We start from the raw sequence: 22607 nt of genomic DNA, 5'->3' as shown, positions 1-22607 counted from the left end.
GCGTGCTCTCGGCGTGCCGGCCGGATGCCCGCGTACTGGACGTACTTGGGCTTTCGGCCGGTGCGGCGAGAGTGCGTGCCGGGCATCGCGACGCCACGGACCTCCGTCAGACACCCCCTAGTGGTAGAGGTACTCCACGAATTGCCCGGCCACGACGTTGGCCGAGGCCGTCGCGAGGAGGTACCCGGGGTGCGCCCGGGTTCTGACGCCGGACGGGGAAGCCAGGGCGCCGGCCGTCCTGGTCTGCCACCACACGAAGGCCGCGAGCAGGATGCAGGCCACCGGAAGCTGGAAGATCTCCTGGCCCGTGAAGTGCGGAACGGCCCCGCAGATTCCGGCGATGCCGGCGGCGCCGAGCAGCACCCCGCGCCCGTCGAAGCGAATGCCGAGGGGACCCGGGCGGTCGGGCACCAGGGCAGCCGTGCCGATCGCGGCGGCCACGGCGAAGGGGATCGCGGCGAGCAGCCACACACGCCAGCTCAGGATCATCGGCAACCACCAGGCCGCCAGCAGGCCGAGCGCCGGGCCGCCGCCCGCGATCGCGACGTAGATCCCGAATGCCCGGCGCCGTTCCTGCGGGTCGGTGAAGGAGGTCGACACCAGGACCGGTGCGGCCGACGAGACCAGCGCGGCGAAGGCGCCCTGCAGGGCGCGGCCCGTGATCCACATGCCCGAGGAGGGCGCCATGCCCGCGAGGACGGCGGCCGCCGCGAACCCCGCCAGGCCGATCATCAGCACCCTCTTGCGGCCCACGAGGTCCGCGACGCGGGCGCCGAACAGCAGCACCCCGAGGAAGGCCAGCGCATAGGCGATGGGCATCACGTCGAGGTAGACGGTGGACGACACCCGCACGGGGTGAAGCCCGAAGTCCGCGACGGCGCCCGTCGCCATCATCACCGCGTTGGAGAACGTCGCATCGATCAGCACGACCAGCTGGGCCAGGGCCAGCGCCCACAGGCCCCGCCAGCGCCGGGGATGGGGGACCTCCGGGTCCGGGAACCGGGCCGGGGAGGTGGGTGCGCCCCAGACTCCGGGCGACGGGGCCGGGGGCGGGGGTGCACCGAAGCCGGGGGCGGCGCCGGAGTGCGCGGGGGCCGTCGGGACGTACGCGGGCGGCGGAGGCGTCGGCCGTGCGGCGACGGCATCGGCGGGTACGGCGGGGGAGTAGTCCAGCAGATGGGCGGCGCGGCGGCCGAGCTGGGCCAGCACCGCACCCGGCAGCCACTCGCCGGCCTGGCCGGTCGCCGTGCGCGAGGCCACCTCATGGGGGGTGGGCCGCTCGGCCGGGTCCTTGTGCAGACATGCGCCCACGAGATCGACGAGGGAATCCGGAACGCCGGTCAGGTCCGCCTCTTCCTCGGCGATCCGGAAGAGGTGGGCGTTCAGACCCGTGTCCGTGGCGCCGAAGAGGAGGCGTCCGGTGGCGGCGTAGACGAGGAGCGCGCCCAGGCAGAACACATCGCTGGCGGGGGTGAGTTCGAGGCCGCGGACCTGCTCCGGGGACATGAAGCCGGGGGAGCCGATCAGCATGCCGGTGCGGGTGTGCAGGCTGTCCCCGGCCAGGCTGTCCATCGCGCGTGCGATGCCGAAGTCGATGACGCGGGGGCCGTCCACGGTGATCAGGACGTTGGACGGCTTGAGGTCACGGTGGATCAGGCCCGCCTCGTGCACGGCCTGCAGGGCGAGGGCGAGCCGGTTGGCGAGGGTACGGACCGAGTACTCGGGCAACGGCCCGAAGTCCTCGGCCACGACGGTCGTCAGGTCCGGCCCCGGGATGTACTGGGTCGCCACCCAGGGCACGGCTGCCTCGGTGTCGGCGTCCAGGACGTCGGCGGTCCAGGCCCCGCCCACCCGCCGGGCCGCGGCCACCTCGCGGGCGAACCGCCGGCGGAACTCGGTGTGCTGGGCGTGTTCGGCCTGGACGACCTTGACCGCGACCGTACGTCCCAGGTCCGAGCGACCCAGGTAGACCAGGCCCATCCCGCCGGCGCCGAGGCGGGCGATCAGGCGGTACGGGCCTATGGAGGCGGGGTCCTGCCCCGTCAGCTGTTCCACGGTAGAGGTCAGCCCTTCAGGTTCGAGTCGTCCAAGCCGCGCTGTGTGGCGAGTTTCCGCCACAGCCCTAGGTCTGCTTCGTCCAGCGTTGGGACGCCTGGCCCCCGCAGGTGTTCGTCACGAGCCCGCTGGCCATGGCGAGGTCGAGGCAGCCGCCGCTGTAGTCGTTCCGCAAGCTGCCGTTCGAACCCGTACGCCACAGCATGCTGGTGCTCCCCGAGGTGCAGTCGCCCACGAAGACGGCCTGGCCGAGCATGTTGGCGTACAGACACCCGCCGGTCTGCTTGTTGACGAGCTTGAAACTGCCGTCCGGCCTGCTCTGCACGGTCCACCGCGCGGTCGGGTCCGCGCAGTCACCGTGGTCCGAAGAGCCGTAGACCTGGGTGATGCACCTGCCGTTGTTGCCGTTGCGGTAGCGGTAGGTGCCGGAATCCGGGGGCGCCGGGGCCGAGGGGGCCGTGGTCGTCCCGCCGCCGGAAGGGCGCGGACTGCCGGCGCCGCCCCCGTTCGCGGTGCTTCCGGAGCCGCCCGGTCCGGGCTGCGTACCGCCGGCGGCGTTCCCGCTTCCGGGACCGGTGCCGGTTCCGGTTCCTGTTCCGGTCCCGGTTCCGGCGCCCCCGGCGCCGGTGGCCGGGGCTCCGGCCGTCCCGCCCTGTCCCGGGCCCTGGCCGTCCGCTCCGGCCGTCTCCTGACCGGGCGGCTGCGCGGGCGCGGAAGCGGACGGGCCGGCGCCGGCCGCCGGGGCCGACGGATCGGCCGGCGCGGAGACCGATGTGCTCGGGGCGCCCTGTGCGCCGGTCTGCGGCGAGGAGCCGTACGGCAGGTGCTGGATGGCGAGGGTCGTACCGCCCGCGACCACGACCACGGGGACGACGGCGAGGACGACGCGGGTACGGCGGCGGCGCTCGGGACGTTCGGGACGTCCGGGGCGCTCGGGGCGCGACGCGGTCTCGGGCACGGGCTGCGGCGCGGGGTCCTTCTCCGAGGCCCGCTCCGGTTCCTTTCCCGCTTCCGTGGCGGGCTCTCCCGGTTCCGATTCCGGTTCTGATTCGGGTTCCGCTTCAGGTTCCGGATTTCCGCCGGCGAGCGGGAGCGTCGGCACGTCGACGTCCTGCACGTGCGCGGCGAAGGCGGCCCGCTCGGTCAGGCGCTCCGTGATGGCCGCGGGCCACAGCGGGGCGCCGGCCGATCCGTGCCGGGTGGCGCGTTCGAGGAGTTCGGCCGCCGTGGGACGGCCCTCGGGGTCCTTGTCGAGACAGGACGCGACGAGGGCGGCGAGTTCCGGTTCCAGCTCCCGCAGCGGCTCCAGGTCGGGAGCCTCGTGGACGATGCGGTACAGCACGCCGTGCCCCGACTCGTCGCCGAAGGGCGGCTGGCCGCACGCCGCGTACGCGAGGACCGAGCCCAGCGCGAACACGTCGGTCGCGCCGCTCAACCGCCGTCTCCCCGTGGCCTGTTCGGGCGCCATGTAGGCGGGCGTGCCCACGACCATGCCGGTCCGGGTCAGCTGGCTCTGTTCGGCGGCCCGGGCGACGCCGAAGTCGATCAGGGTGAGGCCGTCGAGGGTCAGCATGACGTTGGACGGCTTGAGGTCCCGGTGCACCATGTCCAGCGCGTGCACCGCTGCCAGGCCCGTCGCCGCTTTCCGCAGCAGCAGCCACAGCGCGTCCGCGGGGAGCGGGCCGCCGTGCAGTCCGATGGCCTCCCGCAGGGTGAGCCCGGGGATGTACGCGGTGGCGAACCACGGGGGCCTTGCCGTGCGGTCGCTGGCGAGCAGCGGCGCGGTGGCCTCCGCGGGCAGCCGGGCGAGGTTGTCCAGCTCGTGCCCGAAACGGCGCACGAAGTCCGCGTCCTCGCCGACCACGGAGGCCAGCAGCTGCTTGACGGCGACGTACCGGCCCTCGTGGACGCCCAGGTACACCCGTCCCATGCCGCCGGCCCCGAGCCGGCCCGCCAGTGCGATCGGGCCGATCCGGCGCGGGTCCTCCGCCTCCAGTGGCTCGGCTCCGCTCCCCGTCAGCTCCAGCACGTCAGCCCCGCCCCCGCTAGGAAATGGAATCAGTTTCTAGAAATCTACCTGATACCCCTCTCGGGCAACACGCCGGGGCGGCCGCCGACTTACCGGTGCGGGCGCCGACTTGCCGGTGTGGCGGCCACCGGCTACCGGTGCTGAATCTCCGTCACCAGTCCCGCGACGAGGCGCGCCCGCTCGGCCATCGCCTCGACCTCCAGGTACTCGTGGTCGGCGTGGGCGCCGCCCCCGACCGCTCCGAGGCCGTCGAGGGTGGGCACGCCCAGCGCGGCGGTGAAGTTGCCGTCGCTGCCGCCGCCGACCGCCTTGCCTTCGAGGCCGGGAAGCAGTCGCTGGGCCACCGCGAAGAGTCCGGCCGACGCCGACTCGGGCATCGGGGGCCGGCCGATGGACCCCTCGACCGAGATCCGTGCCCCTTCGAGGTGCGGAGCGAGCGCCGCGAAGGCGGATTCGATGCGCTCCTTCTCGGCGGCCGACTCGACCCGGACGTCGACGATGACGGTCGCCTCGGCGGGAACGACGTTGTCCAGGGTTCCGGCGGAGGCGACGGTCGGGGTGACGGTCGTGCCGATCCCGGGCCGGCCGAGCGCCGTGATGTCCAGTACCTGGTGGGCCGCTTCGATCAGGGCGTTGATGCCGGCCGCGGGTTCGAGGCCCGCGTGCGAGGCCCGGCCGGCGATGGAGACCCGGAACGTGCCGCAGCCCTTGCGGCCGGTCTTCAGGGCTCCGCCGTCGGCGGCGCCCTCGAACACGAGCACCGCGCCGCAGGCGAGGGCCCGTTCCTCGATGAGGGCCCGGGAGGAGTGCGAGCCGACCTCCTCGTCGGCGGTGATCAGGATCTCGACGCCCGAGCGGTCCTCGAGGCTCGCCAGGCCGTGGACGGCCTGGACCAGGCCGCCGAGCATGTCGAAGACCCCGGGGCCGGTCACGTGTCCGTTCTCGACCCGGAACGGGCGGCGCTCCAGGGTGCCGAGCGGGAACACCGTGTCGTGGTGACCGAGGATCAGCACCTTGGGATCGCCGCCGCCCGACCAGTGGACGTGCGGCCCGGCCCCGCTCTCGACGAGTTCGGCCCGCCCGCCGAGGCGGCTCTCGATGACCGCGGCGACCACCTTGGCCGAAGCCGCCAACGCGTCGAGGTCGCGCGAGGGCGACTCGGTCTCGACGAGCGCCCGGAGGTCCTCGATCATCGCGTCCACGGTCACCTGGGTGGTCCTGTGCATCGTCATGCCGCACAGATTAGTGGCCGCCCATCCGCCGGTCGCGTCGGCGGAGTAAAGAATGCTTGACATGTTGTCGCGGTTCCTTGACACTCCGAATGTCAGGTTTTCTTGACATGAGGAGAGTGGGAGCGGACGTGGCAGTGGAGGAGAAGCGTGCCTGGAGCATGCTCGTGGTCGCGGTCGGCTCGTACGCCGCGTACCTGTGGGTGGTGCTGGGGCGCCCGGCGGCGGTGCCGCTGGCCCAGGCGCCGTACGTGGCGGCCCTGTTGTGGACGGTGGGCCTGGCGATCGCCGTGTCGATCGCCGCACACATCGTGATCGCCGCGTTCTCGCCGCGGGAGGCGAACGTCAAGGACCAGCGCGACCGCGAGATCCACCGCTTCGGCGAGTACGTGGGGCAGTCGCTGGTCGTGATCGGCGCGGTGGCCGGCCTGGTCCTGGCGATGGCCGAGGCCGCTCCGTTCTGGATCGCCAACGCCATCTACCTGGCGTTCGTCCTGTCGTCGGTGCTGGGCTCGGCGGTCAAGGTCATCTCCTACCGGTTCGGATTCCACCCGTGGTGAAGCCGACGCGGGTCACCAACACCATCAGGGCCCAGCGCTTCGCCCACGGCGAGATGACCCAGGCCGAGCTCGCCCGCCGCATCGGCGTGAGCCGGCAGACCGTCATCGCCATCGAACAGGGCCGCTACTCGCCGTCCCTGGAGATGGCCTTCCAGATCGCCCAGGTGTTCGGCGTTCCCCTGGACGGCGTCTTCCAGTATTCCGCCCATCCGGGCAGCTCGGACAACAGCGGTACAGAGAGAGGCAGTTCATGAGAGCCATCGTCCAGGACGTCTACGGACCGCCCGAGGTCCTCCACCTCGACGAGATCGCCCCGCCCGTGCCCGGCCGGGGCGAAGTCCTCCTGCGCGTCCAGGCGGCCGGTGTCGACATGGGCGTCTGGCACCTCACGGCGGGCATGCCCATGGCGATCCGGGTGGCGGGCTTCGGTCTGCGGGCGCCCAAGCAGCGGGTCCCCGGCATGGACGTCGCGGGCCGCGTGGAAGCCGTCGGCCCGGACGTCACCCGGCTGCGGCCCGGCGACGAGGTGTACGGCACCTGCACCGGCTCCTTCGCCGAGTACGCCTGCGCCAAGGAGGACGAGCTGGCTCCCCGGCCGGCCCGGCTGACGCCCGAGCAGGCGGCCGTCGTCACGATTTCCGGATCCACCGCCCTCCAGGCCCTGAACGCGGGCCGGCTGCGGCCCGGCGGGCGGGTCCTGGTGATCGGCGCCTCGGGCGGGGTGGGCACCTACGCCGTCCAGCTGGCCAAGGCCCTGGGGGCCGCTCACGTCACCGGGGTCTGCAGCGCCTCCAAGGCGGAACTGGTCCGCTCCCTCGGAGCCGACGAGGTCCTCGACTACGCCCGCGAGGACCCCACGGACGGCGGCAGCCGCTACGACCTCGTCCTCGACATCGCCGGCAACCATCCCGTGCGCCGGCTCCGCCGGGTGCTCACCCCCGGCGGAGCCCTGGTCATGGTCGGCGGCGAGACCGACGGCCGCTGGCTCGGCGGCTACCACCGCGCGCTGGGGGCCCTGCTGCGGTCCCCCTTCATCCGTCACCGGGTGCGCGTCCTCGCCTCCACTCCGAAGCCCGAGGACCTGCGCGCCCTCGGGGAGCTCATCGAGTCCGGCGCGCTCACCCCGTCCATCGACCGCACGGTCCCGCTGGCCGAAGTCCCCGACGCGATACGCCGCCTGAAGTCCGGCCAGGTACGCGGCAAGATCGCGGTCAGCGTGTGACGGGTGTCGCGGACGCGCCGGCGCAGCGGAGGCGGTCGGCGGTGACGGGGGCGCCGTCGGCGACGTTGCGGTCGTAGGTGACCGTCGTGACCCGGGCGGGCCGGGTACCCACGGCGACCTCGAAGACCTTGTCCTGCTCCGGGCCGGGCCGCAGCCGGGCGCCGGGCAGGGCGGCCGCGAGGGTCGCGGCGTCCTCCTCCCGTCCGGCCGGATAGGTGATGACCGGCGGACCGTCGGGACGCGCCGTCGGTGCGGGCTGGCTGCTGGTGGCGGCGAAACCGGTCGCGCGGAGGGCCGCCGCCACGTCCTCGTCGTCCACGCGGACCGCGATGGCCGCCGGGTTGCTCGCGACCGGGGTCTGCGGGACGGGCTGGATGCGGGTGTCGCCGGTGATGGGGCGGTCGGCGCCGAGAGCGTCCCACAGGGCCGCGGACCGGGACTCGTCCCACAGCAGGGTGGAGCCCACGCCGGGTACGCGGTGGTCGAAGAGCCGGATCGGAACGGTCGCGAACTCGGTGCGGTCCGGGCGCAGCCGGCCGAGCGCCCATCCGATCCGGACCAGGTCGCGCAGGCCGGTCCGCTCGTCGGTCCGTACGGACTTCAGCAGGGTCCGTGCGGTGCGCGCGGTGTTCACCGGACCGTCCAGCGCGCCCTCGGCGGTCAGGCGGGCCAGGAGGTCGTTGACCACGCGCTGCTGGCGGCGGACGCGGCCGAGGTCTCCGGGCCGCTGGTTGACGTGCCGGGCCCGGACGTAGCGCAGCGTGCCGTTGCCGTCGGTGCGGTGGACCCCGGCGGGGACGTCGAGGCCGGAGTTCTCGTCCTTCAGCGGCCGGTCCGTGCAGATGGTGGCGCCGCCCAGGTTGTTGACGGCCTGTTCGAAGCCGGTGAAGCCCGTCTCCAGGTAGTGGTCGATGTGCAGGCCGGTCACGTTCTCGACGGTGCGCACCGTCAGGGGGCCGCCGCCGATCGCGTACGCGCCGTTGATCTTGCCCCACCGGGCGGGTGCGGTGTCACCGGCGGCGCCGGCGTACGGGACGTAGGAGTCCCGCGGGATGGACACCACGCTCGCCCGGCGCAGGTCCTCCGACAGGTGCACGAGCATCATCACATCGGTGCAGTTGCAGCCCTTGCCGCCGGCGTGGAGCCGGACCTTCTCGGCGGCGGAGAGGCCGGCGCGGCTGTCGATGCCCACGACGAGGATGTTCGTACCCCGGCCCGGCCCCTCCTGGTCGGCCGAGACGGCCTGCGAGCCCAGGAGGGTGGCGGAGCCGAGGGTGGCGAGCAGGGTGAGGGCAACAGTGAGACGACGCACCGCACATCTCCAAATCGTCCGGTTCTGTGGTGAAACGGACAGTAGTGGCTCGATGTGCGAGCGACGGGGCTACGCGCCGGGCGAGCCGCCTCATGGGTGCGGGCGGGCGCTCCTGTGCAGCGCTACTGGGCGGCGCGGCCGTTCGCGAGCGCCCACTCGCGGTGGAGCGTGCCCAGCGGGATGCGGTGCTGGAGGACCGGCGTACCGAACAGGGACAGCTGGAAGTGGAGTTGCCCGCTCAGGTCGAAGCCGCCGTACAGCGCCCAGGCTCCGCTCAGCGTGTTCTTCCCGTCGGTGGACGCGGTCGCCTTGGCGTCGGCCTCGCCCCGCAGGTAGGGGGCGAAGTCGGCGCTGACGCCGACGGCCCCGTACAGGCCGACGGAAGCCTCGGCGCCCAGGGCGCCCTTGACGCGTCCGGCGGCGGTGACGGCCGCCTTCACCGGGGAGCTCTGCACGGCCGAGGTGCTGACCGGAGTCCAGCCCTGCCCCGACGCGTAGCTGCCGCCGACCCGGAAGTCGCCCTTGACCTCCTGCTGGACCTCGAGGGTGACGCGGCCGTCCGCCTCGACATGGACGTAGCAGGTCAGGTCGAGGTTGACGACGACCGGCACCGGGCCCACCTGGATGACGGGGGTGCTGTGCAGCTTGGCGAACGGGATCCGCTTGGGCGCGTCGCCGGTGCTCGCGGCGGCGCGGCCCTTGAGGGCCCACCGCGAGGACCAGTCGCCGCTCATGCCGAGGAAGGCCGACTTCGGTCCGAATCCGCCCGAGCTGCCGTCGTACGAGAACTCCACCTGCGGGGAGAGCTGGACGTATCCGGACACGGAGGCGCCGGCCGAGGCGGGTGCGTCCTTGGCGGTGTCCACGGCGGCGTTCACGTCGAGCCGCAGGCTGCCCAGGGGCAGGGTCGCGCCCTGGGGGCCGAAGCGTACGCCCTGGCTCTTCGCCCAGGAGAAGGTGACGCCCTCCATCAGCGGCTCGACGGTGACCGAGGCGGGGTCGACCGGGACCTTCCCCTCCGCCTTGTCGTCGTCGAGTACGGAGGCCAGCGTCGTGGCGGCGGTCGCCACCTCGGTGCCGCGGTCGGTCTTCCCGACGACCTCGGTGACCTTCGCGAGCAGGCCGTGGGGTGCGCCGGGGGCCGGCGCGCTGGCGATGACGTCGCCCACCGCCACCGGCTTGTCGGACGCGGGGGAGCGGTCGGGTGGGGCGGTCGGCTTCCGGGCGGGGGCGGATATGACGGCCCGTCCGCTCGCCTTGTCGTACGAGGCCACCTGCAGCGAGGACTTCTCGGGCCGGCCCGTGCCGCCGCTCGCGCGGGCCACGGCCGTCGGCGCGGCCGACGCCTGCGGCGCGGCGGCCACGTCGAGCTGCTGCGTGCCGTCGGCCGCGGGCGCGGTGGGGGCGGCCGTGCCGGGCGACGCGGGCGCGGCCGCGGGGGCCGGCGAGGAGCAGCCGGTGGCGGCGAGCGCGAGGGCGGTCAGGCCGGGGAGCAGGAGGCGGCTGGCGAGCGTGCGCACGTGGGTGTGACCTTCGTGTGGGGAGGGGGAGTCGTTACCCGCAAGTAACGTGAAGGTCGATCATGCCATGGGCGCACAGCGGCAGTCATCTCGCGGATTCGGCCAACTGACCTGATCCGCAAGATGGTTGATCGTTCATTCAGTCATCCGGCTGCGCGGCGATGCCTCAGACGGGTGCGATCAGATCGAGGACCCCGGCCAGCCGGGCCTTGACCGCCTCGCGGTGACGAAGGGCCTCCGGCGCCGACGCGGAACACCACCGCACACCCCGGTCGGCGAAGACGTAGAGCGCGCGAAGCGTGCGCAGGCAGTTGCTGAGGTGTGCGGGAGCCGGCCCCGCGACGCGATCGGCTCCGAAGCGGGCGGCGATCGGGTCCAGCCACGCCGTCGCGCCGCCCTCGTCCAGGTCGCGGCGGGCGAGGATGAGGGCGATCGCCTTCGCGAGGCGGTCGTCCTCCAACTGGTCGAACACGTACGCGGTGTCCGCCGTCAGCCGGGCGGCGGCCAGCTCCAGCATCCGCTCCGGTGCCCCCTCGGGATGGCACCCGAAGCTGCCCAGCAGGTCCGCGCCGTGCGCGACCGCATGGAGCCAGCCGAGCTTCTCGTCATGGCCGCGCAGGTCCGTCTCCTCCCGGTACCAGCGCTCGAACGCATCCACCCAGCCGGCCCGGAAGTCCCCCTTGCACACCAGCATGTCGAGCACGAGAGGGGCGAACGTGCGGGCCTGTACCTCCCGGTCGAGGAAGCGGCCGGCCATCTCGTCCCCCAGCTCGAGCCGCCGGGGGGTGTCGATCACCCCGCGGGCTATCCAGGTGGAGAGGACGGAGTAGGGCGCTCCGTCCCGGATCAGCGGATCGGGGTCCGCCAGGGCCCGGGAGAGCCCCCGTACCAGTTCTTCCATGGGGCGGTCGCCGGGCACGGCGCAGTCGGCGGCCTCGATGCTCTTCCAGTCGATCACGGGGGCAGGATAGACGCGCACCGCCGTGCCGCGCCCCCCATTAACGCCGGCCCCCGTGGTGCCACCACTTCGAGGCTCCGGGCTACATCACTTCACCTGAGGCGAGGGCTCTTTCTGCACTGTCGATGAGCTCCTTGTAGGTGAGGATCTCGACCCGGTTCAGGTGCGACGTGTGAACGCGCAGAGCCTCATTGATTTCCTTTTCGTCGACTTCTGGCTGACCCAGCGGATGCCCGATGAGAACGATCGCGCTGGCGCGGCGGGTGTCGATGCCGAACTCCATGGCTATGCGTTCTCGATTCTCGTCCAGGCCGACGAGGTAGTTGATGGCCTGACCTACGGCGTCGTGCACCGCTCTCCTGGGCACCCAGGAGCCCCGATGTTCCTTGACGAGCTTCACCGCCGCGGATTGTTTCAGCTCGACTATCTGAAGCGAGCCATCGCCACGGATCAGCGGGATGTCAACCTCGTCCCCGGGTACCAGCCTTCGCTGCTGCGCCTCACCGATGAAGCGTCCGCCGAACACCCAGTGCATCCCCTTCAGCGCCCGCTGCACAGCGTGTTCGGAAGCGGTCACGTCTTCGGCCACCCGGCGTAGCTCGCGGAGATGGGCAGATCGGCGCTGTAGTTCTGCCGCACGCAGGATCGTCCGGCCGTCTTCGTCTGCTGCAAGGACGGACAGGGCCTCAGGAGACGACATGATGCGGTGGGCAGCCTCCGCTGGATCCGTCACCTCCACCCGGTTCTTCAGCACGCGCTCCGTCCACAGCGCGCGCTCGGCGATTCCGCGAGGGATGTGGTAGCGCGCCGGATCTTCCACGGGGGCTTGCATGAACCGGGCGTCCTGGCCCAGCTTGCGCACGTGCTCCAAAACCTCCGCAACACCAGCGTCAGGATGTTCGCTCAGGTACTTCTCGGCTTCCATGCACCAGAATGCGTTGGTCATGGCCACGGTCCTCGCGATGGAATCAAGCCCCAATGTGTCCCGCGGGCCGTGATCCACATAGTGCAACCGGTACTTCTCCTCGTAATCGGGCCTGAGGAGCCGCCCTTCCGTGTAGTGGAGGGCGTCTTGCAGGGACCTGACGATCTCCCATTCCTCTGCCCGTGCCGCCGAAAGGCGCGCCCCGACGAGAAGTTCCGTCAGCTGCTTTCCTCCCCTTCGCTTTCCGCCGGTGCCGGACCGTACGTGACGCAGGGCAGCCGTGACCGCGCTCCTCACGGTCTCCGCCGTTGCGCCGGAGAGGATCTTGTCGAGGTGGAGCTCCAGAGCCATGTCGGATCGTGTGGACATGAGCAGGATCCTGACCCATGGGTCTGACAGACCACCTGACGGAGGTTCTGCTGGGGCCGTCGCCCCTCACCGGGGGCGGTCCAGGGCTCGTAGCGCTTGGGGTCCGGCCCTCACCCGAGGAATGACAACCGGACCTGCCGCTGGGGGTTGTCCCGGTTGGTGTCGACGAGTACCACCGACTGCCAGGTGCCCAGCGCGAGCGCACCGCCGATCACCGGGAGCGTCATGTGCGGTGGCACGAACGCGGGCAGCACGTGGTCGCGGCCGTGCCCGGGGGAGCCGTGGCGGTGGCGCCAGCGGTCGTCCGCGGGCAGCAGGGCGCGCAGGGCTTCCAGGAGGTCCTCGTCGCTGCCCGCGCCCGTCTCGATGACGGCCAGGCCCGCCGTCGCGTGCGGGGTGAACACGTTGAGCAGCCCGTCCCGGCCACGGGCGGCCGTCCGCAGGAACTCCGCACACGCCGAGGTCAGGTCGTGGACGGTCTCCGAGGTGCCGGTGACGACGTCGATGGTCCGGCTGGTGAAGGTGTCTGCCATCCGTCCATCGTGTGCCGCACCGGGCGGGGCGCGCCACAAACGCGCCCGGCGTGCGGCCGAACCGCTGAAAACCGGGCGCGCCGCGCATCGCCGGGCGCCCGGCCGGGCAGCCAGCCCCTGTGGCCCGCCCCGCTCCCCGCCCGAAGAGCCGGCCCGCGGCCCCCGCCGTGGCTGCCGTGCCCGTCCGTCCGCCCTCCGCCCGGCACGCCCTGATCGCCGGGTCCGTCGGCAACTTCGCGGAGTGGTACGAGTTCGGCGTCTACGGATCCTTCGCCACCGTCATCGCCGCCCGCTTCTTCACCCCCGACGGCGGGGACCGGACGGAGGCGCTCATCGCGACCTACGCCGCCTTCGCCCTCGCCTTCTTCTTCCGCCCGCTGGGCGCCCTGCTCTTCGGGCGGCTCGCGGACCGGGCGGGCCGCCGGCCCGCGCTCGTGCTCGCCGTCTCCCTGATGACCGGCGCGACCGCCCTGATCGGCGTACTGCCCGCACACTCCACGGCGGGCGCCCTCGCACCATGGCTGCTGACCCTGCTGCGCAGTGTCCAAGGCCTCTCCGCCGGGGGTGAGTTCGGGGGAGCGGTGAGCCTGCTGACCGAGACCGCACCGCCGGGCCGGCGGGGCCGCCACGGGGCCTGGCAGTCGTTCACCGTCGCCCTCGGGCTCCTCACGGGCGCGGGCATCGCCGCCGGACTGGCGACCCTGCTCTCCGAGAGCGCCTTGTACGCGTGGGGCTGGCGCATCCCCTTCCTGCTCGCCCTGCCGCTGGGCGGCGTGGCGCTGTGGCTGAGGCTGCGGCTGCCGGAGAGCCTGGCGCCCGCCGCCGGGGCGCCCCCGACCGCGGAAGCCGGCACCACGGCGGACGCGCAGCGCCCGGCGGGCCTCCGGGGCCGGGCGGACGCCCCCGCTCCGGCACAGGCCACGGGTCCGGACGGGAGCCCGGCCGGCCTCCCTGCCGGAGCCGTCGCCCCCGGCGGGGACGCGAGTGCGCTCGCCGTCAGTCCCGGCGGGGCCGCCACCGCCCGCGCCGTCAGTGCCGGCGGGGCCGCCACCGCCCGCGCCGTCGTCCTCGGTGTCGGGCGGATCATGGGCTGGTCCGCCGCCGGATACACCTTCCTCGTCGTCCTGCCCTCCTACCTCCAGGCCACGCTCGGCACCACCTTCCAGCAGGCCCTGGCCGCCACCTTCGTCGCCAACCTCGGATTCGCCGCCGCCATCCTGCCCGCCGGGGCACTCAGCGACCGGGTGGGCCGACGCGCCGTCATGGTCACCGGCAGCGTACTCGTCGTCCTGACCGCCGTACCGCTCCTGCACCTCCTGCGCGACCCCGGCACCCCCGTCGCGGCGAAGGCGGCGCTGCTGGCGGCGGCCGGCGCGATGATCGGACTGCTGGCCGGACCGGGCCCCGCCCTGCTCGCCGAGATGTTCCCGACCCGTGTGCGCAGCACCGGGCTGGGCCTGGCCTACGCACTCTCCAACGCCGTCTTCTCCGGTTGCGCGGGCCTGATCGTCACCGCCCTCGTACGGCACACCGGCAACCCGGACATCCCGGCCCTCTACGCGGCCGGCGCCTGCGCGCTGGCCGTACCCGCCCTGCTCACCCTGCGCCCCGACGACCACCTGAGGCCCCTGCGATGACCCACCACGCCGCACCGCCCGCACCGGACGCGACACAGACGACCGTCATCGGCCTGATGTCGGGCACCTCCTGCGACGCCGTCGACGCCGCGGCCGCCCGCATCACACGGGACGGCCCCGAGCTGCGCCTCACCCCGCTCGGCATGGTCAGCGAACCGTACGACGACGAACTGCGCCACGCACTCGCCGCAGCGCTGCCGCCCGGCCGCACCGACCTCGCCGACGTGTGCCGCCTCGACACCCGCATCGGGCAGTCCTTCGCCCGTCTCGCCGTCCGGGCCGACCGCGAACTTTGCGCGGGCCGGGCCGAACTGATCGCCTCCCACGGCCAGACCGTGTTCCACTGGTCCGACCGCGGCCGGGTGCACGGCACCCTGCAACTCGGCGAACCCGCGTGGATCGCGGAGGCGACCGGCCTGCCCGTCGTCTCCGGCTTCCGCACCCGCGACGTCGCCGCGGGCGGGCAGGGCGCACCCCTGGTCGGCCTCATCGACCGCATGCTGCTCCGCGGCCGCCCGGGCGTACCGGCCGCCCTGAACGTCGGCGGCATCGCCAACGCCACCGTGCTCACCCCGGACGGCACCCGCAACGGCACTCCGGCGGCCTTCGACTCCGGACCCGGCAACGCCCTCCTCGACGCCGCCGCCCGCCACCTGACCGCCGGGCACCTCGACCACGACACCGACGGCCGCCTGGCGGCCCGCGGCACCGTCCACGGGCCGCTGCTCGAGCGGCTGCTCGCCGAGCCGTACTACGGGCTGCCCGCGCCCAAGACCACCGGCCGCGAGCTGTTCCACACCGGCTACCTGCGCACGGCCCTGGACGCGGTCGGCCCGCTCCCCGCTCCCGACGTCCTCGCCACCCTCACCCGGCTCACCGCCCGTACGGTCGCCGACGCGCTGCGCCCGTTCGGCGTCACGGAGGTCCTGGCCTCCGGCGGCGGCACCCGCAACCCCGTCCTGATGGCCGCACTCCGCCAGGAACTCGGCCCCGCGGTACGGCTGCGCACCTCCGACGCGCTCGGGCTGCCCAGCGCCGCCAAGGAGGCGTACGCCTTCGCCGTGCTGGGCTACCTCACCCTGCACGGCCTGCCGGGCACCCTGCCGGAATGCACGGGCGCAGCGGGCCCCCGGGTCCTCGGCAGCCTCACCCCGGGCCGCGCGCCACTCCGTCTGCCCCCGCCCCTGACGGAGGTGCCCGACGCCCTGAAGATCACCGCACCGGCGGCCGGTGGGGCGAGAATGTCCGCATGACGATCACCGCTCAGGCCCTCAACCGTGCAACGCTGGCGCGCCAGTTGCTGCTCCGGCGGGAGTCGCTCGACGTCGCCGACGCGGTGCGCAGGGTGGTCGCCCTGCAGGCGCAGGAGCCGGCCTCGCCGTACGTCGCCCTGTGGAACAGGCTGAGCGGCTTCGATCCGGCGGGCCTCGACGCCGCCCTGGCGGGTCGGCGAACGGTCAAGTCGACGCTGATGCGGCTCACCCTGCACGCGGTCCACGCCGACGACTACCGGCCCTTCCGCGAGGCCATGGAGCCGACCCTGCGCGGGTCCCGGCTCGGCGACTCCCGTTTTACTTCCTCCGGGATCAGCCCCGAGGAGGCCGCGGTGCTGGTCGGTGAGCTGCTGGGGTACGCGGACGTGCCGCGCACCGCCGCCGAGTTGGGGCGCCGGCTCGGGGAACTGCTCGGTTCACCGATGGACCCGGCGGCCCAGCGGATGCTGCGGCAGTACGCGCCGCTGTGGCACGCGCCCACGGGAGGCCCCTGGTCGTTCGAGACCCGGCCCTCGTACGTCGCGGCGGGGGTGCGGCCGGCGCCGGCGGACGCCGCCGCCGCCGCTGCCGGCCTGCAGGTCCTGATACGCCGCTACCTGGAGGGCTTCGGGCCCGCGTCGGTGGTGGACATGGCGCAGTTCGCCCTGGTCCAGCGGGCCCGGGTCCGCGCGGCGGTCCACGCGCTCGGTGACGGGCTCGAGCGGCTGGAAGGCCCGGACGGCACGGTGCTGTACGACCTCCCCGGCGCACCGCGACCGGCCGGGGACACGCCCGCCCCACCCCGGTTGATGGCGATGTGGGACAGCGTCCTGCTGGCCTACGCCGACCGCAGCCGCGTCATCCCGCCCGCCTACCGCAAGCACGTGACCCGCGTGAACGGCGACGTCCTGCCCACCCTCCTGGTCGACGGCCACGTCGCCGGCGTCTGGCGCCCCGTCGACGGCGGGATCGAGGCCGCCGCCTTCCACCCCCTGCCGGACGACGCCTGGGAGGGGCTGGCCGCGGAGGCCGGATCGCTCATCGCGTTCCTCTCGCCCCGCGACCCCCGGGCCTACCGTCGCTACGACCACTGGTGGGCCAAGGGCCTCCCTGCCGCGGAGACCCGGCTGCTCGGCGGCAACTGACCCGCCGGGCAGCCGGGCAGCCGGGCCGCCGGGCCGCGGACGACCGGGCAGCCGGACCCCGTCCTCACACGGCGCCGGTCAGGCCCCGACGTAGGCCGCGAGGTGCTCACCGGTGAGGGTGGAGCGGGCGGCGACGAGATCGGCGGGCGTGCCCTCGAACACGACCAGGCCGCCGTCGTGGCCGGCACCCGGCCCGAGGTCGATGATCCAGTCGGCGTGCGCCATGACCGCCTGGTGGTGCTCGATGACGATGACCGACTTGCCGGAGTCGACGAGCCGGTCCAGCAGACCGAGCAGGTTCTCGACGTCGGCGAGGTGGAGGCCGGTCGTCGGCTCGTCGAGGACGTAGACCCCGCCCTTCTCCGACATGTGGGTGGCCAGCTTGAGCCGCTGCCGCTCGCCGCCGGACAGCGTGGTCAGCGGCTGGCCGAGGCTGAGGTAGCCGAGGCCGACGTCGGCGAGCCGGTCGAGGATCTTGTGCGCGGCCGGGGTGGCCGCCTCGCCGGAACCGAAGAACTCCTCGGCCTCGGTCACCGACATCGCGAGCACCTCGCTGATGTCGCGCCCGCCGAGGCGGTACTCCAGCACCGATGCCTGGAACCGCTTGCCCTCACAGTCCTCGCAGGTGGTGGCGACGCCGGCCATCATCGCCAGGTCGGTGTAGATGACGCCCGCACCGTTGCACGTGGGGCAGGCGCCCTCGGAGTTGGCGCTGAACAGCGCCGGCTTCACCCCGTTGGCCTTGGCGAACGCCTTGCGGATCGGGTCGAGCAGTCCGGTATAGGTCGCCGGATTGCTCCGCCGCGAGCCGCGGATGGCGCTCTGGTCGACGGACACGACCTCCGAGCCGGCCGGGATCGAGCCGTGCACCAGCGAGCTCTTGCCGGAGCCGGCGACACCGGTGATGACGCACAGCACGCCCAGCGGGATGTCGACGTCGACCTTGCGCAGGTTGTTGGCCGTCGCGCCGCGGATCTCCAGTGCCCCGGCGGGCGTGCGCACCGTCTCCTTGAGACGGGCCCGGTCGTCGAGGTGGCGGCCGGTGACCGTGTCGCTGGCGCGCAGGCCCTCGACGGTGCCCTCGAAGCAGACCGTGCCGCCCGCCTGGCCGGCGCCGGGGCCGAGGTCGACGACGTGGTCGGCGATCGCGATCGCCTCCGGCTTGTGCTCCACGACCAGCACGGTGTTGCCCTTGTCGCGCAGCCGCAGCAGCAGGTCGTTCATCCGCTGGATGTCGTGGGGGTGCAGCCCGATCGTCGGCTCGTCGAAGACGTACGTGACGTCGGTCAGGGAGGAGCCGAGGTGGCGGATCATCTTGACGCGCTGCGCCTCACCGCCGGACAGCGTGCCCGCCGCCCGGTTGAGCGAGAGGTAGCCCAGCCCGATGTCCACGAACGAATCGAGCGTCTGGCGCAGCGCCGTGAGCAGCGGCGCCACCGAGGGCTCGTCGAGGCCGCGGACCCATTCGGCCAGGTCGCGGATCTCCATCGCACAGGCGTCGGCGATGCTGATCCGCTTGATCTTCGACGATCTGGCCCCTTCGCTGAGCCGCGTCCCGTCGCACTCCGGGCAGGTGGTGAAGGTGACCGCCCGCTCCACGAAGGCCCGGATGTGCGGCTGCATGCCCTCCTTGTCCTTGGACAGGAACGACTTCTGGATCTTGGGGATCAGGCCCTCGTAGGTGAGGTTGACGCCGTTGACCTTCACCTTGGTCGGCTCGCGGTAGAGGAAGTCGTGCATCTCCTTCTTCGTGAACCTGCGGATCGGCTTGTCCGGGTCCAGGAAGCCCGACGCGGCGTAGATGCCGACGGTCCACACGTTGTCCGACTTCCAGCCGGGGATGGTGAACGCGCCCTCCGCGATCGACTTGGTGTCGTCGTACAGTTCGGTCAGGTCGATGTCGGAGACCGTGCCCCGGCCCTCGCAGCGCGTGCACATGCCGCCCGTGCGGCTGAACGTCGCCTTCTCCGCCTTGGTCTTGTCGCCGCGCTCGACGGTGATCGCGCCGCTCGCCCGGACCGTGGCGGTGTTGAAGGAGTACGCGCTGGGCGGGCCGATGTGCGGCTTGCCCAGCCGGCTGAAGAGGATGCGCAGCATCGCGTTCACGTCGGTGGCGGTGCCGACCGTGGAGCGGGGGTCGGCGCCCATCCGCTGCTGGTCCACCGAGATCGCGGTGGTCAGCCCTTCGAGTACGTCCACGTCAGGGCGCGCCAGTGTCGGCATGAAGCCCTGGACGAAGGCGCTGTACGTTTCGTTGATCATCCGCTGCGACTCGGCGGCGATCGTGTCGAACACCAGGGAGCTCTTGCCCGAGCCGGAGACGCCCGTGAAGACCGTCAGCCGGCGCTTGGGGATGTCGACGCTCACGTCCTTGAGGTTGTTCTCGCGCGCTCCGTGCACGCGGATCAGGTCGTGGCTGTCGGCATCGTGGCGCGCAGGCGACTGCGTGTCCGTCCTCGTGACCTTGCTCATGGTTCTCCATCCGTCGGGCGGGGGCCGCTGCCGCGGCCCCCTGGGTGTCGCCTGGCTCGATCCGACCCTTTCGATCCGACCGGTTCGATCCGACCGGGTCGAGCAGCACGTCTGGTTCTACTTCGTCGCGGCGATCGCGGCAACGCCGTTATCGGCGCCGCTCACCGCCCGCGGGGCTGGGCGAAGCGGATCATGTTGCCGGACGGGTCGCGGAAGGCGCAGTCGCGTACGCCGTAGTGCTGGTCGATCGGTTCCTGGAGCACTTCGCCCCCGGCCGCCCGGATGCGTTCGAAGGCGGCGTCGCAGTCGTCGGTGGAGAAGACCACCCCGCGCAGCAGGCCCTTGGACAGCAGGTCGGCCATGGCCGCCCGGTCGGCCGGGGAGGCGTTGGGGTCGGCGAGCGGCGGCTCGAGGACGATCGCCACGTCCGGTTGCGCGGGCGACCCGATGGTCACCCAGCGCATCCCCTCGTATCCGACGTCGTTGCGGACCTCCAGACCGAGGGCGTCGCGGTAGAAGGAGAGCGCCTTGTCGTGGTCGTCGACTGCGATGAAGCACTGGGAGAGTGTGATGTCCATGCCGTCGACGCTACGAGGCGGCGGCGGATCGCGCTTCTCCGATCCTGACCGGTTACCGGGGCGGGTGCGCGGCCCTGCCCAGCCGAACCACCGACCCGTGTCGTAGCTTCACGCCAACTATCCGTTATCGAACCTGAGTTGGCGGTTCATTGGCCTATGTTCCTGGAGCATGCCCCTTCGCTCCGGGAGGTCAGATTGCAGTCCAGGCGCTTCCTCGCCCTTCCACGCCTGCTACGCCGTTCCCACCTGCTCATAGCCTTCGGCCTGGGCTCCCTGCTCATCGGCCTGACGCCGTGGCTCGGGGTCGCGGGCCCGGCAGCGGCCGGCCCCGCCCCGGCACCCCGCCCCGCACCCGTGGCCCTCGACCAGCAGACGGCGGCCCAGTCACCCCACCACGGCATCGCGCCCGCCAACGCGATGGAACCCACGGCCCCCGTCCTCGACCGGACCGGCTGGACCGCCACCGCCACCGACGAGGAGACGGTCGGCGAGGACGGCCGCGCGGCCCATGTCCTCGACGGTGACACCGCCACCATCTGGCACAGCAAGTGGACGGGGACTCCCGCCCCGCTGCCGCACGGCATCACCCTCGACCTGAAGAGCACCACGGTCGTCTCCGCGCTCGTCTACCACCCCCGCACCAACGGGGCCAACGGGCGCGTCGGCGAGTACGCCATCAGCGTCAGCACGGACGGACACACCTGGGGAAGCCCCGTCGCCACCGGCACGCTCGCGGACGACGCCCGTGCCAAGACCCTCGGTTTCGCCCCGCAAGGGATCCGGTTCGTACGGCTGACCGCGCTCACCGAGGCCGGTGGCCGCGGACCCTGGACCTCCGCCGCCGAGATCAACCTGCTGGGCGACCCCGGCACCCCGGCCGCCACCGTCGACCTGCCCCGGACCGGCTGGACCGCCACCGCGAGCGACGAGGAGACCGTCGGCGAGGACGGCCGCGCGGCCCATGTCCTCGACGGTGACACCGCCACCATCTGGCACAGCAAGTGGACGGGGACTCCCGCCCCGCTGCCGCACAGCATCACCCTCGACCTGAAGAGCACCACGGCCGTCTCCGCGCTCGTCTACCACCCCCGCACCAACGGGGCCAACGGCAGGGCCGGTGCCTACACCGTCACCACCAGCACCGACGGCACGGCCTTCGGCGCGCCGGTCGCCGCGGGCACCTGGCGGGACGACGACACCGTCAAGACCGCCACGTTCACCCGCACCGAGCACACCCGCTTCCTCCGTCTGACCGTGACCACCGAGGCCGGCGGCCGCGGCCCGTGGACCTCGGCCGGCGAGATACGCCTGAGCGGACCGGCCGCCCCGGCCGTCCACGGGTCCTGGGACCGGATCATCGGCTTCCCCCTGGTGCCCGTGGCCACCGCCGCCCTGCCCGGCGACAAGCTGCTCGCGTGGTCGGCGTACGCGGCCGACCGCTTCGGCGGCAGCAGCGGCTACACCCAGACCGCGATCCTGGACCTGAAGACCGGCAAGGTCACCCAGCGCCGCATCGACAACACCGGCCACGACATGTTCTGCCCCGGCATCGCCATGCTGGCCGACGGCCGGGTCCTGGTCACCGGGGGGAGCAACGCGGACAAGGCGAGCATCTACGACCCCGCCACCGACGAGTGGTCCGCCACCGCCAGCATGAACATCGGCCGCGGCTACCAGGCCATGACCCTGCTCTCCACCGGCGAGGCCTTCGTCCTGGGCGGATCCTGGAGCGGGACCGCCGGCGACAAGGCCGGCGAGGTCTGGTCGCCGGACACCCGCACCTGGCGCGCGCTCCCCGGAGTCGCGGCCACCCCGGCGCTGACGGCCGACCCGGCCGGACCCTACCGCGCCGACAACCACATGTGGCTGCACGCCACTTCGGGCGGCAAGGTACTGCACCTCGGGCCGAGCAAACAGATGAACTGGATCTCGACCGCCGGCCAGGGCGGCATCACCCCCGCCGGCACCCGGGCCGACAGCCAGGACGCCATGACCGGCAACGCCGTCGCCTACGACATCGGGAAACTGCTCACCCTGGGCGGTTCCCCCGCCTACGAGAAGACCCCCGCCACGCGGCGCGCGTACACCGTGGACATCGCGGGCAGCCAGGTCCGGGCCGCCCGCACCGGGGACATGGGCCACGCCCGCGCCTTCGGCAACAGCGTCGTCCTGCCCGACGGCACGGTGGCCGTCTTCGGCGGACAGGCCCACCCGGTGCCGTTCAGCGACGCGACCTCCGTGCTGACCCCCGAGCTGTGGGACCCGTCGACCGGCAGCTTCACCCCGCTCGCCACCATGGCCATCCCGCGCAACTACCACAGCGTGGCCAACCTCCTGCCGGACGGGAGGATCTTCTCCGGCGGCGGCGGCCTGTGCGGCGACTGCGCGACCAACCACGCCGACGGGGCCGTCTTCACCCCGCCGTACCTGCTCAACGCGGACGGATCGCCGAAGCCGCGCCCCGTCATCACCGGAGGCGTCCCCTCCAGGACGGCCCCCGGTACCTCGCTCACGGTCAGCACCCAGGCCCCCGTGGCGTCCTTCGTCCTGATGCGGGCCGCCGCCGCGACCCACTCCACCGACAACGACCAGCGGCGCGTCCCCCTCGTCTCCACGGCCACGGGAACCGGCACGTACACGGTGTCCGTGCCCGCGGACACCGGCGTGGTCCTGCCGGGCACGTACATGCTCTTCGCCCTCGACGCGCAGGGGGTGCCGAGCCACGCGCGGTTCGTCACCATTTCCTGACCCGGCGAGCGGGTGACCGGGTGACCCGGGGCCGAACGGCCCAAGGGCGGAGGGTCGTGGCG

At 72.9% G+C, this 22607-nt stretch carries 17 protein-coding genes; 7 read left to right on the top strand and 10 right to left on the bottom strand.

What is annotated here, in order from left to right:
- Window positions 1-117: 117 nt before the first annotated feature.
- The 3 genes from ACZ6I1_RS27445 to ACZ6I1_RS27435 form a co-directional block, all read right to left on the bottom strand.
- On the bottom strand, window positions 118-2055 hold the full coding sequence (locus ACZ6I1_RS27445; RefSeq protein ID WP_469291541.1) for an MFS transporter: 1938 nt from the start codon (window positions 2053-2055) through the stop codon (window positions 118-120).
- A gap of 67 nt (window positions 2056-2122) precedes the next feature.
- Window positions 2123-4084, bottom strand: coding sequence for a serine/threonine-protein kinase (locus ACZ6I1_RS27440; protein ID WP_469291539.1), 1962 nt, complete (start codon window positions 4082-4084; stop codon window positions 2123-2125).
- A 131-nt stretch (window positions 4085-4215) separates the two neighbouring features.
- On the bottom strand, window positions 4216-5310 hold the full coding sequence (locus ACZ6I1_RS27435; protein ID WP_469291559.1) for a M20 family metallopeptidase: 1095 nt from the start codon (window positions 5308-5310) through the stop codon (window positions 4216-4218).
- A 113-nt stretch (window positions 5311-5423) separates the two neighbouring features.
- Here ACZ6I1_RS27435 and ACZ6I1_RS27430 point away from each other — a divergent pair, with 113 nt between their 5' ends.
- From ACZ6I1_RS27430 to ACZ6I1_RS27420, 3 genes are read left to right on the top strand one after another with little or no spacing between them, the layout of a single operon-like run.
- Window positions 5424-5873, top strand: a complete 450-nt coding sequence (locus ACZ6I1_RS27430; protein ID WP_469291537.1) for a hypothetical protein — start codon at window positions 5424-5426, stop codon at window positions 5871-5873.
- The gene (locus tag ACZ6I1_RS27425) at window positions 5867-6127 is read left to right on the top strand and encodes a helix-turn-helix transcriptional regulator (protein ID WP_469291535.1); all 261 of its coding nucleotides are present in this window, start codon (window positions 5867-5869) and stop codon (window positions 6125-6127) included. Before ACZ6I1_RS27430 ends, ACZ6I1_RS27425 begins: the two co-directional genes overlap by 7 nt.
- Window positions 6124-7095, top strand: a complete 972-nt coding sequence (locus ACZ6I1_RS27420) for an NAD(P)-dependent alcohol dehydrogenase (RefSeq protein ID WP_469291533.1) — start codon at window positions 6124-6126, stop codon at window positions 7093-7095. Before ACZ6I1_RS27425 ends, ACZ6I1_RS27420 begins: the two co-directional genes overlap by 4 nt.
- Here ACZ6I1_RS27420 and ACZ6I1_RS27415 read toward each other — a convergent pair.
- The 5 genes from ACZ6I1_RS27415 to ACZ6I1_RS27395 all read right to left on the bottom strand — a co-directional run bounded on the left by ACZ6I1_RS27415 (window position 7085) and on the right by ACZ6I1_RS27395 (window position 12712).
- Entirely contained in the window at window positions 7085-8407 is a 1323-nt protein-coding gene (locus ACZ6I1_RS27415) for an LCP family protein (RefSeq protein ID WP_469291531.1), read from the bottom strand. The genes ACZ6I1_RS27420 and ACZ6I1_RS27415 overlap by 11 nt on opposite strands.
- A gap of 122 nt (window positions 8408-8529) precedes the next feature.
- Window positions 8530-9927, bottom strand: a complete 1398-nt coding sequence (locus ACZ6I1_RS27410; protein ID WP_469291529.1) for a hypothetical protein — start codon at window positions 9925-9927, stop codon at window positions 8530-8532.
- A gap of 166 nt (window positions 9928-10093) precedes the next feature.
- Window positions 10094-10885 (bottom strand): DUF2785 domain-containing protein, encoded by a 792-nt coding sequence (locus ACZ6I1_RS27405; protein ID WP_469291527.1) that lies wholly within the window; start codon window positions 10883-10885, stop codon window positions 10094-10096.
- Between the two features lie 82 nt (window positions 10886-10967).
- Complete coding sequence (locus ACZ6I1_RS27400) at window positions 10968-12179, bottom strand: Shedu anti-phage system protein SduA domain-containing protein (RefSeq protein ID WP_469291525.1); 1212 nt, start codon at window positions 12177-12179, stop codon at window positions 10968-10970.
- Window positions 12180-12289: 110 nt separating this feature from the next.
- Window positions 12290-12712, bottom strand: coding sequence for a YjbQ family protein (locus tag ACZ6I1_RS27395; protein ID WP_469291523.1), 423 nt, complete (start codon window positions 12710-12712; stop codon window positions 12290-12292).
- Between the two features lie 176 nt (window positions 12713-12888).
- Between ACZ6I1_RS27395 and ACZ6I1_RS27390 the strand changes: the two genes are divergently transcribed.
- Genes ACZ6I1_RS27390 through ACZ6I1_RS27380 form a run of 3 tightly spaced genes read left to right on the top strand, consistent with a single transcriptional unit; the run spans window position 12889 to window position 16747 of the window.
- Window positions 12889-14349, top strand: coding sequence for an MFS transporter (locus tag ACZ6I1_RS27390; protein ID WP_469291521.1), 1461 nt, complete (start codon window positions 12889-12891; stop codon window positions 14347-14349).
- Complete coding sequence (locus tag ACZ6I1_RS27385) at window positions 14346-15602, top strand: anhydro-N-acetylmuramic acid kinase (protein ID WP_469291519.1); 1257 nt, start codon at window positions 14346-14348, stop codon at window positions 15600-15602. Before ACZ6I1_RS27390 ends, ACZ6I1_RS27385 begins: the two co-directional genes overlap by 4 nt.
- Window positions 15599-16747, top strand: coding sequence for a winged helix DNA-binding domain-containing protein (locus tag ACZ6I1_RS27380; RefSeq protein ID WP_469291517.1), 1149 nt, complete (start codon window positions 15599-15601; stop codon window positions 16745-16747). The genes ACZ6I1_RS27385 and ACZ6I1_RS27380 overlap by 4 nt, the downstream gene beginning before the upstream one ends.
- A 78-nt stretch (window positions 16748-16825) precedes the next feature.
- Here the strand turns inward: ACZ6I1_RS27380 and ACZ6I1_RS27375 are convergent, their stop codons facing one another.
- Together ACZ6I1_RS27375 and ACZ6I1_RS27370 are read right to left on the bottom strand one after the other, a co-directional pair.
- Window positions 16826-19219: an ATP-binding cassette domain-containing protein gene (locus tag ACZ6I1_RS27375; RefSeq protein ID WP_469291514.1), complete on the bottom strand. Its 2394-nt coding sequence runs from the start codon at window positions 19217-19219 to the stop codon at window positions 16826-16828.
- A 161-nt stretch (window positions 19220-19380) separates the two neighbouring features.
- Entirely contained in the window at window positions 19381-19797 is a 417-nt protein-coding gene (locus ACZ6I1_RS27370; RefSeq protein WP_469291512.1) for a VOC family protein, read from the bottom strand.
- Window positions 19798-19992: 195 nt separating this feature from the next.
- On the opposite strand from ACZ6I1_RS27370, the gene ACZ6I1_RS27365 reads away from it, so the two are divergent.
- Window positions 19993-22545 (top strand): discoidin domain-containing protein, encoded by a 2553-nt coding sequence (locus ACZ6I1_RS27365; protein WP_469291510.1) that lies wholly within the window; start codon window positions 19993-19995, stop codon window positions 22543-22545.
- The last annotated feature ends 62 nt before the right edge of the window (window positions 22546-22607 follow it).

Source organism: Streptomyces sp. NPDC046303 (assembly GCF_055588085.1).
Note: the sequence above shows the minus strand (reverse complement) of the source record. Positions and strands in the feature narration are given on the sequence as shown.